Source organism: Streptomyces sp. NBC_00386, assembly GCF_036063235.1.
Taxonomy (GTDB): Bacteria; Actinomycetota; Actinomycetes; order Streptomycetales; family Streptomycetaceae; genus Streptomyces.
In genome coordinates this window covers 4,828,904-4,843,548 of the sequence record NZ_CP107950.1, presented here as the reverse complement: position 1 = coordinate 4,843,548, position 14,645 = coordinate 4,828,904, and the positions used below count along the sequence as shown (strand labels likewise).

Sequence of the window (14,645 nt, the reverse complement as noted above, 5' to 3'; positions counted from 1 at the left end):
CGATGTCGTGGCCGGTGGGCCCGGGGACGATGAGGTGGGGTAACCATGAACGCGCCGTACGACGGTGACCGCGGCCAGGGCGCGGGATCCTCGGGCTACCCCGAGGACTACCCGGACCGGGCTGCGGACCGCCCCGGCCACCCCGAGGGCATGCCGGAGACCGCTCAGATGCCGCCGGGGTCTCCCGCGGACATGTACCTCCAGGACGCCTACGACCAGGATCCGTACCGGGCTCAGGACCTCTCGGCCCAGGACCCGGTGACGGAGGCGCTGTACGACCGTGCCGCGCACCCTCCGCCGGCGCCCGGAACGTACGCCCCCCAGCAGCCGCTGTACGCTCAGCCGCCCGCGTCGCAGTACGCACCCGACCCGCGGCTGTGGGCCCAGACGCCTCCTCCGGAGCCGTCCGGGCCGACGCGTCACCTGCCCTACGGCGACGACGCCCGGACCACCCAGTACGTGGGCGTGGACGATCTGGTCACGCAGGCCGGCGAGGAACAGCACGAGCCCGACGCCTTCGCTCATCTCTTCCGCGATCAGCAGCAGGGTGGCGTCCGTCCTGGCTACGCCTCCTCCGTCTCCTCCGCGGTCCCGGCACCGGCTCCCGAGCCGGCTCCGGCCGCCGCTCAGCCTCCCGCGGCCGCTCCGGCGAAGTCCGGCGGCCGTGCCTCCGGTCTGCTGAAGTCGAGCGCGGTGATGGCGGCGGGCACGCTGGTGTCCCGTCTCACCGGCTTCGTACGGACCATGATCATCACCGCCGCTCTGGGTGCGGCGACACTCGGTGACGCCTGGACTGTCGCCTACACCCTGCCGACGATGATCTACATCCTCACCGTCGGCGGCGGCCTCAACTCGGTCTTCGTACCCCAGCTCGTGCGGTCCATGAAGGAGGACGACGACGGGGGCGAGGCCTACGCCAACCGCCTGCTGACGCTCGTCATGGTCGCCCTCGGTGTGATCGTCACCGCCGCGGTCTTCATCGCGCCGCTGCTGATCCAGCTGATGTCGTCGCCCATCGCGAGCGACCCCGCGGCCAACAACGTGGCCGTCACGTTCGCCCGCTACTGCCTGCCCACGATCTTCTTCATGGGCGTGCACGTGGTCATGGGCCAGATCCTCAACGCCCGCGGGAAGTTCGGCGCGATGATGTGGACCCCGGTCCTGAACAACATCGTCATGATCTTCACGTTCGGCATGTTCCTCTGGGTCTACGGCACCGCCCGCCACTCCGGGATGTCGGTGACCACCATCCCGCCGGACGGCATCCGCCTGCTGGGCATCGGCACCCTGCTCGGTCTGGTCGTCCAGGCCACGGCGATGGTTCCGTATCTGCGCGAGGCCGGGTTCCGGTTCCGTCCGCGCTTCGACTGGCGGGGCCACGGTCTCGGCAAGGCCATCAAGCTCGCCAAGTGGACCGTGCTCTTCGTTCTCGCCAATCAGGCCGGCGTCCTCGTCGTCACGCAGCTGGCCACGGCGGCGGGCAAGGCTTCGGGCAAGAGCGGCGCGGGCATCATGGCCTACGCCAACGCCCAGCTCATCTGGGGCATGCCTCAGGCGATCATCACGGTCTCCGTCATGGCGGCCATGCTTCCGCGGATCTCACGAGCGGCCCACGACGGAGACCCGGGAGCCGTCCGTGACGACATCTCGCAGGGTCTGCGGACCTCGGCCGTCGCGATCGTCCCGGTGGCCTTCATGTTCCTCGCCCTGGGCATCCCCATGTGCACCCTGCTCTTCGGCTCCAGCGGCCTCCAGTCCGCCGAATCCCAGGGCTACGTCCTCATGGCCTTCGCCCTCGGCCTGATCCCGTTCTCGGTGCAGTACGTGATCCTGCGCGGCTTCTACGCCTACGAGGACACCCGCACGCCGTTCTACAACACGGTCATCGTGGCCGCCGTCAACGCGGCCGCCTCGGCCGTCTGTTACATGATCCTGCCCGCGCAGTGGGCGGTCGTCGGCATGGCCGGCGCGTACGGCCTGGCGTACGCCGTGGGCGTCGGAGTGGCCTGGCAGCGACTGCGCAGGCGGCTGGGCGGCGACCTGGACGGTGCCCGCGTGCTGCGCACGTACGCCCGTCTGTGCCTGGCCTCCGTCCCTGGCGCTGTGGTGGGCGGCGCCGTAGGCTTCGCGATCACCCAGGTCCTCGGACATGGCGTGATCGGTTCGATCGCGGCCCTCGTCTTCGGATCGGTCGCCCTGCTCGGTGTCTTCTACGTCGCGGCGCGCAAGATGCGCATCGAAGAACTCAACTCAATGGTCGGAATGGTCCGCGGGCGCCTGGGGCGCTGAGGCGGGGGTACGCGCACAACCATCGTCCGTCGCCGTGTGTCGTGCATAGCGCCGGACTGTGGGCACAATTGGTTTCTGCGTCGGACAGCGCGCAATGGATGGGGAGGCAGGGACGACGGTGGCGGAACGGAGCACGGCTGCCGTCGACGTGGCAGACAACAGCGGTGACGAACCGCTGACCGCCAAGGCGGACCAGACCACGTCCGACGGGGTGGCCCTCAACCGGGAGCGGGAAACGGACAGCGAAGAGGCACAGGGGAGCGGCGGGACCGCGGGTCCCGGAAAGGCCTCACCGCCCGAACTGCACAGTGGTCACAAACTCGCCAGGCGCTACCGCCTCGAAGAGTGCGTCACCCGACTGGACGGTTTCAGCAGTTGGCGCGCGATGGACGAGAAACTCCGTCGCGCCGTCGGGGTGCACCTGCTGCCCGCCGATCATCCGCGTGCCCGCTCCGTACTGGCGGCGGCCCGTTCCTCCGCCCTGCTGGGCGATCCCCGGTTCGTCCAGGTCCTGGACGCGGTCGAGGAGAACGATCTCGTCTACGTCGTGCACGAGTGGCTGCCGGACGCCACGGAACTCACGGCTCTCCTCGCTTCGGGTCCTCTCGAGGTGCACGAGGCCTACCAGATGGTCAGTCAGGTCTCGGGGGCCATGGCCGCCGCACACCGCGAGGGCCTCGCCCATCTCAAGCTGACCCCGGGCGCCGTGCTGCGCACGTCCACCGGCCAGTGGCGCATCCGCGGGCTGGCCGTGAACGCGGCACTGCGCGGCATCAGTTCGGACACCCCGCAGCGCACCGACACCGAAGCGATCGGCGCACTCCTGTACGCCGCCCTCACCCAGCGCTGGCCGTACGAGAGCGATGCCTACGGCCTGTCGGGGCTGCCCAAGGGCGTCGGTCTCATCGCACCCGACCAGGTGCGTGCCGGGGTTCACCGGGGCCTGTCGGAGCTCGCCATGCGCGCGCTCGCCAACGACGGTGCGACCGCCTCCCGCCACGAGTCCCCGTGCACCACGCCGGAGGAGCTCGTGAAGGCGGTCGGCGAGATGCCCCGCATCCGCCCGCCGGAGCCCGCCTTCACCGCACCGCCCGAGTACCAGCGCACGACGTACCAGCAGGGCACGTACGGGCGTCAGTCGCCGCGTCCGGGTGCCACCCAGCCCTTGCCCACTCCGCCGCCCCCGCTGCAGAGTCGTACCGGAACGGCCCTGAAGTGGGCCGTGTCGGCTCTCCTCATCGCCGCACTGGGCCTGGGCAGTTGGCAGCTCGCGGACGCGCTGATGGACCACTACAAGCCCGACGACACCAAGCAGACCCAGACGACGGACGGCAACGAGAAGGACGGCACCAAGCCCAAGCCGGCCAAGCCGATCGCGATCAAGGATGCGCAGGAGTACGTCGCGAAGGGCGACGCCCAGGCACCCGAGGACGTAGGCAACACGTACGACGGCAACAGCTCCACGTACTGGCGGAGCAGAAGCTTCCTGGACGGTCCGGAAATGAAGCCGTCCTTCAAGCCCGGCGTCGGCATCGTCTACGACCTCGGCTCGCAGAAGACCGTGTCCGCGGCCTCGATAGGGCTCCGCTACGCCGGTGATCACACCACGATCACCCTCTACGCGACGGACTCCACGAGTTCCTCGACGCCGGTGGATTCGATGACGAAGATCGGGACCATCACAACGAGCGGCACCACGGCGAAGATCACGATCACCAAGAAGGCGCCGACTCGGTGCGTACTGCTCTGGATCACGGCGATGCCGTACGCGTCCGGTGACCAGTACAGCGGCGCCGGCTACAAGCAGGCCATTACGGACGTGAAGTTCACCGGCTGACGCTTGTCGACGGAGGGGAGGGGGTCCGATGGCCGATGAAGCCGCACAGGGTGAAACAAGCGATCAGGACCTCCTGGCCCGCCACGTCGAGGGCGATCCAGACGCCTTCGGTGAGCTTGTACGGCGCCATCGCGACCGCCTGTGGGCGGTGGCCCTCCGGACGCTGGGAGACCGCGAGGAGGCCGCTGACGCGGTCCAGGACGCGCTCGTCTCGGCCTATCGGGCCGCCCACACCTTCCGGGGCCAGTCGGCTGTCACGACCTGGCTGCACCGCATCACGGTGAACGCCTGCCTGGACCGAGCCCGCAAGGCAGCTTCCAGGAAGACGTCCCCCGTCGATGACACCCAGCGCCTGGAACAGCTTCTCGAACCGCACGAGTCCGCCGCCGCTCCGGCCGAACGCAACGACCTCCACCGCGAGCTCATAGCCGCCCTGGGCACGCTCCCCACCGACCAACGCGCCGCCCTCCTCCTGGTGGACATGCAGGGCTACCCCGTGGCGGAGGCGGCCCGCATCCTCGATGTGCCGACCGGCACGGTGAAGAGCCGCTGTGCACGCGGCAGAGCCAGACTGCTTCCCCTGCTCACCCATCTCCGTAAAGAGAACCCGGGCGACGAGGAGACGAAGAAGTCGGGCGGCGGACGGAACCGGACGCAGGGGACATCCGTCCCACCCGCAGCGGGACCTCACGCGTCGGGTCCCCACGACGCGGGGCCAAGCGATTCAGCTGCTGTGAAGGGCGGAGGTGGGCGGGCGTGACATCCACGACGGACAAGGCCGAGCACCCGGACGTCGCGGAAATCTCCGACCTCACCGAGGGTCTGCTCTCGCCTGCCCGTACCGAGGACGTGCGACAACACCTCGATGGGTGCACGGTCTGCACGGACGTGTACGACTCCCTGGAGGAGATCCGCGGCCTTCTCGGCACCCTGCCGGGCCCCGCGCGCATGCCCGACGATGTCGCCGAACGCATCGATGCCGCCCTGGCCGCGGAAGCCCTGCTGAGCGCCGCGGCTCCCGATGAGGCACTCGACGCCGAAGCCGACCGTGCTCATGTTTCACGTGAAACGTCGACTGCCACCAGCCCTTCAGGACATCCTCGTGGGGTCACCGGCCCCGGCCGCTCTCACCGAGCACGTCGTGGCCGCCGCAGGACCGCCCTCCTCGGCACCGCCTTCGCGGCCGCGGCACTGGGGCTCGGCGCGATCCTGGTTCAGTCCCTGGACGGCGACGGCTCCGGCAAGACCCCCCGGACGACAACCCAGCACGAGTCGGGGTCCCGGACTGCCTTCTCCGAGCAGACTCTGAAAGGCGAGGTCTCGGATCTTCTCGCGAAGAACAAGAAGTCGGGTGACGGCTCGGCCAGTGCCAAACCCTGGGGTATCGAGTCACACGACGCCGGAACCGACTCGGGCGGCGTGAGTACCTTGATCACCCCCACACCCGCGGTTCCCCAGTGTGTCGAGCAGGGAACCGGAGACCCCGGGGTGCTACTCGCCGCCAAGCAGGGCTCGTTCCAGGAGAAGAAGGTCTATCTCCTCGTGGTGTCCGATGCCTCCGACACGGCGAAGGTCACGGCCTACATCGTCGACGCCTCCTGCGAGAAACAGTCCTCTCCGTCGCCCGGCAAGCTCCTGCTGACCCGGTCGTACGCGCGTTCCTGAACCCACCTGTCGCCGACTCTCCGGCACATCGGCCACGACTGTCCCGAGCGTCCCATCAGCACGCCCTGCCGCTGTGAAGCACAGAGGTCTGTCGCCCCGACGCCCCTTGGTGTCTCCGTCCGACACCCGGTCTCCGTGTGCCCTGACACAGCGGGAATTGAAGCCCCTTAGGATCCGTTGGGTGGGGTGAGAGTACTGACAGATGCTCCCACCGGTACGCAGCAGTCTCCAGAGACGAGGAATCAAGCCGTGAGCGACGTCCGTAACGTGATCATCATCGGGTCTGGGCCCGCCGGCTACACGGCGGCGCTCTACACCGCGCGCGCGTCGCTGAAGCCGCTGGTCTTCGAAGGCGCCGTCACCGCGGGCGGTGCGCTGATGAACACCACCGAGGTCGAGAACTTCCCCGGCTTCCAGGACGGCATCATGGGCCCCGAGCTCATGGACAACATGCGCGCCCAGGCCGAGCGCTTCGGTGCCGAGCTGGTCCCGGACGATGTCGTCGCCGTCGACCTGACAGGCGAGATCAAGACGGTCACGGACACCGCCGGCACCGTGCACCGCGCCAAGGCCGTGATCGTCACGACGGGTTCGCAGCACCGCAAGCTCGGTCTCCCCAACGAGGACACCCTCTCCGGACGTGGCGTCTCCTGGTGCGCGACCTGTGACGGCTTCTTCTTCAAGGACCACGACATCGCCGTCATCGGTGGTGGCGACACCGCGATGGAGGAGGCCACCTTCCTCTCGCGCTTCGCCAAGTCCGTCACCATCGTTCATCGCCGGGACAGCCTTCGAGCCTCCAAGGCGATGCAGGAGCGTGCCTTCGCGGACCCGAAGATCAAGTTCATCTGGGACAGCGAGGTCGCCGAGATCAAGGGCGACCCGAAGCTGGCCGGTCTGACGCTGCGCAACCTCAAGACCGGCGAGACCTCAGAGCTCCCGGTGACCGGTCTGTTCATCGCGATCGGTCACGACCCGCGCACCGAACTCTTCAAAGGCCAGCTCGACCTGGACGGCGAGGGCTACCTGAAGGTCGCCGCGCCTTCGACCCGCACCAACGTGACCGGGGTCTTCGGCGCCGGTGACGTCGTCGACCACACCTACCGTCAGGCGATCACCGCGGCCGGTACCGGCTGCTCCGCCGCCCTCGACGCCGAGCGCTACCTCGCGGCCCTTGCGGACAGCGAGACCGCGGCCGCCACCGTCTGATCATCCCAGCTCTCCCCACCGCACCAACAAGTTAAGGAGCCCGCCGTGGCCGGCACCCTCAAGAACGTGACCGACGACTCCTTCGAACAGGACGTCCTCAAGAGCGACAAGCCCGTCCTGGTGGACTTCTGGGCCGCCTGGTGCGGTCCCTGCCGCCAGATCGCCCCGTCGCTCGAGGCCATCGCCGCCGAGCACGGCGACAAGATCGAGATCGTCAAGCTCAACATCGACGAGAACCCGGCGACGGCCGCCAAGTACGGCGTCATGTCGATCCCGACCCTGAACGTCTACCAGGGTGGCGAGGTCGCCAAGACCATCGTCGGAGCGAAGCCGAAGGCCGCGATCGTGCGCGACCTGGAGGACTTCATCGCCTAGTAGTCCGCGACGCTGCCGTACACGCGTCGTGTGTTTCACGTGAAACACGAATGGGCCAGCCCGCTCGGGCTGGCCCATTCGCTTTCCCGGGGGATGACGGGCGCTCAGCCGAGGATGCCGGACCGACGGAAGGACGCGTCGGTCCCGGAACACGAACGGTGCGGGCGGCCGCTCATCACAAAGGACGGAGCGCAGGCTCCTTCTGCACGGCTCCGAGAAGCCGGTCCAGCGCCAACTCCACGTCTTCCTTCCAGGAGAGCGTCGTCCGCAGTTCCAGCCGCAGGCGCGGATGCCTGGGGTGAGGGCGCACGGTCTTGAAGCCCACCGCGACGAGATGGTCGGCGGGGAGCACACAGGCGGGTTCCTTCCACCGGGCGTCTCCGAAGGCCTCGATCGCCTTGAATCCCCGACGGAGCAGATCCTTGGCCACCGTCTGGACCAGTACCCGGCCCAACCCTTGTCCCTGATAGCCCGGCATGATGAACGAGGTCATGAGCTGAACCGCGTCCGGCGCCACGGGGCTTGTGGGAAACGCCGTGGAGCGGGGGACGTAGGCCGGCGGCGCGTAGAGCACATAGCCCACCGGCACATCGTCCACGTAGGCGACTCGGCCGCAGGATCCCCAGTCCAGCAGAACCGAGGAGATCCACGCCTCCTTCTCCAGGGCGCTCGTACCCGCCTTTACCGCGGCTTCACCGCGGACAGGATCCAGTTCCCAGAAGACGCACGCACGACAGCGCTGGGGAAGGTCCTGAAGGTTGTCCAGCGTGAGCGGTACGAGCCGACGCCCCATGAAGGCTGTTCCTCGCTTCCTTCGCCCGCGGCGTCACGGGCGGCTGTCAGATGGCTCCGCTCTCTGAGCAGGCTGCCGACGAACCCGCCGACCGCTCCCAGACCCAGACCTGCGGTCACCAGTCCGGTACGGCTCACGCTCTGCATGACCCCCGCCTCCCCGATGAAGGTGCTGCCAGGTGGATGCGCCATACCCATCGCATCGTATCCACGATGCGATTCCATCGATACCGCCAGAAAGCAAAGAGCGGGCCGTATTCCGGCACACGCCGGACACGGCCCGCTCTTCCGGTGAACCCGATCGGACATCGGGCCGCCAGAAAGCCGTCTCAGCTTTCCGCGTCGTCGGAGTCGTCGTCCAGAAGGCTCTTCTGAAGCACCGGACCCTCTCCCGGGGCGAGGGAACCGAGGATGCGTTCAAGGTCTTCCATCGAAGCGAACTCGACAGTGATCTTGCCCTTCTTCTGTCCCAGGTCGACCTTCACCCGGGTCTCGAAGCGGTCCGAGAGGCGGGTGGCCAGATCGGTCAGCGCCGGAGAGAGCCGACTGCCGGCCCGCGGCCCCTTGGAGCGCTGAGCCGCCTGCGGGCGGGACCCCATGAGGGTCACGATCTCCTCCACGGCCCGCACCGAGAGCCCCTCGGCGACGATGCGGTGAGCCAGGCGGTCCTGCTCCTCCGAGTCGTCCACGGCGAGGAGTGCCCGCGCATGCCCCGCGGAGAGAACTCCGGCAGCCACACGACGCTGAACCGACGGGGAGAGTTTCAGCAGGCGCAGAGTGTTGGAGACCTGAGGACGTGACCGTCCGATCCGGTCCGCCAACTGGTCGTGCGTACAGTTGAAGTCCTTGAGCAGCTGGTCGTAGGCCGCCGCCTCTTCCAGCGGGTTCAGCTGAGCCCGGTGGAGGTTCTCCAGGAGCGCGTCCAGGAGAAGCTTCTCGTCCTCCGTGGCTCGCACGATCGCAGGAATGGCCTCGAGCCCCGCCTCACGGCAAGCCCGGAAACGGCGCTCTCCCATGATGAGCTCGTAGCGCCCGGAACCCACCTGGCGCACGACGACCGGCTGGAGGAGTCCGACCTCCTTGATGGAGGTGACCAGCTCGGCAAGAGCGTCCTCGTCGAAGATCTCACGCGGTTGGCGCGGATTCGGCGTGATGGTGTCGAGAGGCAGCTCGGCGAAGTGGGCGCCGACGGGAGTCTGAAGCGTCTCCAGTGATCCGTTCGACGACACCTCCTCCGTTTCATGTGAAACAGACGGCAGCGTGGTCACCTTCGCCGCAGCCACCCCGCGCTCCGCCGTGAGCACAGGACCGGCGGTCGGCGAGGAGGATGCCCCACTCGCCGAAACACCCGGCCGCTCACCTGTCGGAGCCGCAGGGATCAGCGCGCCCAGGCCCCGCCCCAGACCCCGTCGTCGGTCGCTCACTGGATCCCCTCCACCATGTTCTGATCGTTCTGTCCGCCCACATGGGCATGTTGCGCGTCGTACGCCACTCCGACTCCTCGCAGGGCGATTTCGCGCGCGGCCTCAAGATACGAGAGAGCACCGCTCGAACCCGGATCGTAGGTCAGAACCGTCTGCCCGTAACTCGGGGCCTCCGAAATACGCACCGACCGCGGAATGCTCGTCCGCAGCACCTCCTTGCCGAAGTGACTGCGCACCTCCTCCGCGACCTGGGACGCGAGGCGGGTCCGGCCGTCGTACATGGTGAGCAGAATCGTCGAGACGTGCAGGTCGGGATTGAGGTGCCCGCGCACCAGGTCGACGTTGCGCAGAAGTTGCCCCAGGCCTTCGAGCGCGTAGTACTCGCACTGGATGGGGATGAGCACTTCCGCGCCGGCGACCAGAGCGTTGACCGTCAGCAGGCCGAGCGACGGCGGGCAGTCGATGAGGATGTAGTCCAGCGGCTGCTCGTACGCCAGGATCGCTCGTTCCAGCCGGCTCTCACGGGCCACCAGCGACACCAGCTCGATCTCCGCACCGGCGAGATCGATGGTGGCGGGGGCGCAGAAGAGGCCCTCGACATCAGGGACCGGCTGAACGACCTCGGAGAGCGGCTTGCTGTCGATCAGCACGTCGTAGATCGATGGAACCTCTGCGTGGTGGTCGATCCCCAGCGCCGTGGAGGCATTGCCCTGAGGGTCGAGGTCGATCACCAGGACCCGGGCGCCGTGCAGGGCCAGCGAAGCGGCAAGGTTGACCGTGGTCGTGGTCTTACCCACCCCGCCCTTCTGGTTGGCGACCACCATGACTCGGGTCTGCTCGGGCCGTGGCAGGCCTTCACCGGCGCGACCTAGCGCCTCCACAGCCAGTTGGGCAGCACGACCGATGGGAGTGTCGTCCATCGGGGGCGGTGTTTCACGTGAAACATCCTCCCCCATCGACTCGGTACGGGGACCGGGGACCGGATCGGTCATCGGTCCCGCGATGTTGGCGTCGGACCGCAAGGATTCACTCTCCTCGACTTCAGGCTCGCAATGAACAGAGCCTCCCATGCCATTGGGGTCGTGAACCAGCGAGGCCCGTTGTTCTGTGGAGAAATCCACCTCTGTGGACAACTCCACACCTCCTCCGAGTGGCCCGAGTGGCCTCCGACCGCGAGGTTCGGCCGCAGCTCGGCCGCGACTGATGATGCCGTGCAACAGTGAGCGATGTTTCACGTGAAACACGATGCCGAGCCACTCGGGTCATCACGGCGCGACACTCCGATACCTACAGGTTTGTCAGCTTTTGTCGAATAAGCCTCGTCATCGAGACCGATCCCATCGAAGTGAGAAACAACTCCTGGCCCCGAACGAAAAACTCCCGGCCCTCTCGCGAGAGAACCGGGAGTAGTGATGCTCACATCGACGAGGGTCAGCGTCGGCGGCGCGTCCGGCCCGTCCTGGCGGCCTTGGCCCGCTTCGCCGCGAAGCGCACACCGCCGGGGCTCTCGCCGACTTCCACCCGCACCACGGTGGACATCGGATCCACGATGCCCTCACCGACATGGAGGATGGAGGTCTCCACGGCACCGAGCTTGCTCAGCGCCGTGGCAGAGGTCTTCAGCTCCTCCTCGGCCGCGTCGCCCTTGAGGGCCAGCATCTCGCCGTACGGGCGCAGCAGCGGGATACCCCACGTCGCCAGCCGGTCGAGCGGAGCAACCGCCCTGGCGGTCACCACGTGAACCGGCTGGAGCTTGCCCATGACTTCCTCGGCGCGGCCGCGTACGACGGTCACGTGGTCGAGACCGAGCAGTTCCACGACCTCGGTGAGGAAATTGGTCCGGCGCAGTAGGGGCTCAAGCAGTGTGATCTTGAGGTCCTCCCGGACGAGCGCCAAGGGGATGCCGGGCAGCCCCGCCCCGGAGCCGACGTCGCATACGGTCACGCCCTCGGGCACGACCTCCGAGAGCACCGCGCAGTTCAGCAGGTGCCGCTCCCACAGCCGGGGCACTTCCCGCGGGCCGATCAGCCCACGCTGCACTCCCGCCTCGGCCAGCAGTTCCGCGTACCGGACCGCGTCCGCGAAGCGATCACCGAATACCTCGCGCGCCTGCTCGGGCGCGGGGGGAAGCTCCGCTGCCTCCGTCACGGGGGACCGTCCTTCCGTACCGCTTGAGCGCACTGAGCGCTGATCACCAGGACTATCAGGCTGACAAAATTCGGCCCCGTCTGCGCAACAGACGGGGCCGAAGGAACGTACGTACCGATCAGGCGGGGAGCACGACGACGAAGCGCTCCGGCTCCTCGCCCTCGGACTCGCTGCGCAGGCCGGCGGCCTTGACCGCGTCGTGCACGACCTTGCGCTCGAAGGGCGTCATCGGGTCCATCTTGACCGGCTCACCGGAGCTCTTGACCTCGGCGGCGGCCTTGGCGCCCAGCTCGGAGAGCTCCTCGCGCTTCTTGGCCCGGAATCCCCCGATGTCCAGCATCAGCCGGCTGCGGTCCCCGGTCTCCCGGTGCACGGCCAGGCGCGTGAGCTCCTGGAGCGCTTCCAGCACCTCGCCGTCGCGGCCGACCAGCTTCTGCAGGTCGCGGCCGCCCGAGTCGCTGATGATCGAGACAGCGGCGCGGTCGGCCTCAACGTCCATGTCGATGTCGCCGTCGAGATCGGCAATGTCGAGCAGACCCTCGAGGTAGTCCGCCGCGATCTCGCCTTCCTGCTCCAGGCGGGTCAGGGTGTCGCCCTCAGCGGCGGCGGAGGTGGTGCCTTCCGTCACGGGATGGACTCCTTCTTACTTCTTGGACGGGGACTTGGGCCGCTGCGGGCCCTTGCGCTGTCCGGACTGGGCCTTGCTGCGGGTACCGGCGCCGGGCTTGTTCCCGCTTCCGGGAGCCTGCTGTGCGGCGGAGGGCTTGTCGTCCTGCGGCTCGTCGGACTTGCTCAGCGAGGTCTTCGGCTCGGACTCGTCCGCCGGCTTGGGCGTGCCGGTCGCCGTCACACCCGACTGGCGCTGCGACTTGGACTGCCGCTTCGGCTGCTGCCGCTTGGGGGCGGCGGCTGCGGTGGTCGTGGTGCCGTCCTCGGACTCGACGACTGTCGTGCTCTCGCCCTTCATCACCAGACCGTCCGGCTGGGCCACGAGGCCCGCCTTGGTGAGGCTGTTGATGAACTTGCGTTCGAACTCGTTGCGGTCGCGGCCCTTGGCGACGATGGCCTTGACGATGGCCTTCTCACTGCGGCGGCGCGTCTTGCCGTGGAGCGTGACGTGCTTCTGCAGGCGCTCCAGGTAAGCGGCCTGAGCCTTCGATCCCGGGGTCGGGTTGTTGCGGATGACGTACATCTGCTGGCCCATGGTCCACACGTTGGTGGTCAGCCAGTAGACGAGGACACCGACCGGGAAGTTGATGCCGAAGACGGCGAACATCACCGGGAACACGTACATCAGCATCTTCTGCTGCTGCATGAAGGGCGTCTTCACCGTGGTGTCGACGTTCTTCGTCATCAGCTGACGCTGGGTGTAGAACTGCGACGCCGACATCAGCACGATCATGACCGCGGTGACGACGCGGACGTCGAGAAGCGTGGCCCCGAGCGCCTCGACCGTGCTCTGGCTGTCCGTGAACTTCGCGGCGAGGGGGGCACCGAAGATGTGCGCCTTACGGGCACTGGCCAGCAACGAATCGTTGATGACACCGATCGTCGAGCCCGTCGCGATGGCGTTGAGCACGTGGTACAGCGCGAAGAAGAACGGCGACTGGGCCAGGATGGGAAGGCACGAGGAGAGCGGGTTGGTACCCGTCTCCTTGTACAGCTTCATCATCTCTTCGGACTGGCGCTGCTTGTCGTTCTTGTAGCGCTCCTGGATCTTCTTCATCTCGGGCTGCAGGGTCTGCATGGCCCGAGTGGCCTTGATCTGCTTCACGAAGAGCGGGATCAGGCAGATACGGATCAGGATCACCAGGGAAACGATGGACAAGCCCCAGGCCCAGCCCGTGTCGGGACCGAAGATCTTCCCGTACACGGCGTGGAACTGGACGATGACCCAGGAAACGGGTGTCGTGATGAAGCTGAAAAGGCCAGCAATCGTGTCCACTAATCAAGCTCCTTGAGCATGGGACGGGGTCTCAGCGGCCGGGCTCGGGGCAGTGGTGTCCCCGGTGGCCGGTTCGGCGGAGGTCCCGCCCTTGCGTGCACGCCAGGCGTTACGCAGCAATTCGTGCCACCGCGGACGCTTGCGTTGCGGAACATGGTCCACACCGCCCAACGACCACGGATTGCACCGGAGGATGCGCCAGGCGGTGAGTGCCGTTCCCTTGATCGCACCGTGCCGGTCGATGGCTGTGTAGCCGTAGCGGGAGCACGACGGGTAGTACTTGCAGACCGGCCCGAGCAACGGGCTGATCGTCCACTGGTACAGCTTGATGAGAGCAAGCAGTGGGTACTTCATCGCGCGCCCCCTCCCAGCAGCCGCTGCAGGGCGGCATCCAGGTCTCGGGCCAGCTGTTCATGGTCGGCGTCACCCGAACCGGGCAGCGCTCGTACGACTACCAGGCTACCGGGGGGCAACAGGGCGACTCGGTCGCGCATCAGATGGCGAAGTCTGCGCTTCACCTTGTTGCGTACGACGGCTCCGCCCACGGCTTTGCTCACGACGAAACCCGCACGCGTCGAGGGAGCGCTCTCCCCAGGCGCGTGCGGGTCCGTTGCACCGCTACGTAGATGGACGACGAGAAGCGGGCGTCCGGCCCGGCGTCCTCGGCGTACCGCGGTCGCGAAGTCTTCGCGCCGCCTCAGCCGATGCTCGGTAGGCAGCACGAGATCATGACCTGTAAGTAATCAGGCGGACAGGCTGGCGCGACCCTTGCCACGGCGGTTCGCGAGAATCGCGCGGCCGGCACGGGTGCGCATCCGCAGGCGGAAGCCGTGGGTCTTGGCGCGACGACGGTTGTTCGGCTGGAAGGTGCGCTTGCTCACTCGGGGGCTCCAGAAAGAATCGGTGGTGGCGGGGTGCCGCCCTGGCTGTCACCGTGCGCCCACGAGGAAACTCGCATTAC

At 67.6% G+C, this 14,645-nt stretch carries 15 protein-coding genes; 6 read left to right on the top strand and 9 right to left on the bottom strand.

The genetic code is table 11. The features are described from left to right. The first annotated feature begins 45 nt into the window (after window positions 1-45). From murJ to trxA, 6 genes are all read left to right on the top strand, one after another. Window positions 46-2,289 (top strand): murein biosynthesis integral membrane protein MurJ, encoded by a 2,244-nt coding sequence (murJ, locus tag OG780_RS21285; protein ID WP_328450500.1) that lies wholly within the window; start codon window positions 46-48, stop codon window positions 2,287-2,289. A 118-nt stretch (window positions 2,290-2,407) separates the two neighbouring features. After that, window positions 2,408-4,126, top strand: coding sequence for a protein kinase family protein (locus OG780_RS21280; RefSeq protein WP_328450498.1), 1,719 nt, complete (start codon window positions 2,408-2,410; stop codon window positions 4,124-4,126). 28 nt (window positions 4,127-4,154) lie between these two features. Next, window positions 4,155-4,886 (top strand): RNA polymerase sigma factor SigM, encoded by a 732-nt coding sequence (gene sigM / locus OG780_RS21275; protein ID WP_328450496.1) that lies wholly within the window; start codon window positions 4,155-4,157, stop codon window positions 4,884-4,886. Then, window positions 4,883-5,791 (top strand): anti-sigma factor family protein, encoded by a 909-nt coding sequence (locus OG780_RS21270; protein WP_328450494.1) that lies wholly within the window; start codon window positions 4,883-4,885, stop codon window positions 5,789-5,791. The genes sigM and OG780_RS21270 overlap by 4 nt, the downstream gene beginning before the upstream one ends. Window positions 5,792-6,040: 249 nt before the next feature. Beyond that, on the top strand, window positions 6,041-7,000 hold the full coding sequence (gene trxB, locus OG780_RS21265) for a thioredoxin-disulfide reductase (RefSeq protein WP_103552379.1): 960 nt from the start codon (window positions 6,041-6,043) through the stop codon (window positions 6,998-7,000). A 45-nt stretch (window positions 7,001-7,045) separates the two neighbouring features. Next, complete coding sequence (gene trxA, locus OG780_RS21260) at window positions 7,046-7,375, top strand: thioredoxin (RefSeq protein WP_328450490.1); 330 nt, start codon at window positions 7,046-7,048, stop codon at window positions 7,373-7,375. A 175-nt stretch (window positions 7,376-7,550) separates the two neighbouring features. On the opposite strand, the gene OG780_RS21255 is transcribed toward trxA, so the two are convergent. The 9 genes from OG780_RS21255 to rpmH all read right to left on the bottom strand — a co-directional run bounded on the left by OG780_RS21255 (window position 7,551) and on the right by rpmH (window position 14,565). Beyond that, on the bottom strand, window positions 7,551-8,168 hold the full coding sequence (locus OG780_RS21255; RefSeq protein ID WP_328450488.1) for a GNAT family N-acetyltransferase: 618 nt from the start codon (window positions 8,166-8,168) through the stop codon (window positions 7,551-7,553). A gap of 328 nt (window positions 8,169-8,496) precedes the next feature. Then, the gene (locus OG780_RS21250; protein WP_328450486.1) at window positions 8,497-9,591 is read right to left on the bottom strand and encodes a ParB/RepB/Spo0J family partition protein; all 1,095 of its coding nucleotides are present in this window, start codon (window positions 9,589-9,591) and stop codon (window positions 8,497-8,499) included. Continuing rightward, window positions 9,588-10,661, bottom strand: a complete 1,074-nt coding sequence (locus tag OG780_RS21245; protein WP_326790883.1) for a ParA family protein — start codon at window positions 10,659-10,661, stop codon at window positions 9,588-9,590. The genes OG780_RS21250 and OG780_RS21245 overlap by 4 nt, the downstream gene beginning before the upstream one ends. Before the next feature lie 361 nt (window positions 10,662-11,022). Continuing rightward, window positions 11,023-11,739, bottom strand: a complete 717-nt coding sequence (gene rsmG / locus OG780_RS21240) for a 16S rRNA (guanine(527)-N(7))-methyltransferase RsmG (RefSeq protein WP_328450484.1) — start codon at window positions 11,737-11,739, stop codon at window positions 11,023-11,025. A gap of 118 nt (window positions 11,740-11,857) precedes the next feature. Then, entirely contained in the window at window positions 11,858-12,367 is a 510-nt protein-coding gene (locus OG780_RS21235; RefSeq protein WP_326786752.1) for a Jag family protein, read from the bottom strand. A gap of 15 nt (window positions 12,368-12,382) precedes the next feature. Next, a complete protein-coding gene (gene yidC / locus OG780_RS21230; protein WP_328450482.1) occupies window positions 12,383-13,684 on the bottom strand; it encodes a membrane protein insertase YidC in 1,302 nt (433 codons plus the stop codon). 3 nt (window positions 13,685-13,687) lie between these two features. Next, entirely contained in the window at window positions 13,688-14,038 is a 351-nt protein-coding gene (yidD, locus tag OG780_RS21225; RefSeq protein ID WP_326786749.1) for a membrane protein insertion efficiency factor YidD, read from the bottom strand. Then, the gene (gene rnpA, locus OG780_RS21220; RefSeq protein WP_326786748.1) at window positions 14,035-14,406 is read right to left on the bottom strand and encodes a ribonuclease P protein component; all 372 of its coding nucleotides are present in this window, start codon (window positions 14,404-14,406) and stop codon (window positions 14,035-14,037) included. The genes yidD and rnpA overlap by 4 nt, the downstream gene beginning before the upstream one ends. Window positions 14,407-14,427: 21 nt before the next feature. Continuing rightward, complete coding sequence (gene rpmH / locus OG780_RS21215; protein WP_006381191.1) at window positions 14,428-14,565, bottom strand: 50S ribosomal protein L34; 138 nt, start codon at window positions 14,563-14,565, stop codon at window positions 14,428-14,430. Between the last annotated feature and the right edge of the window lie 80 nt (window positions 14,566-14,645).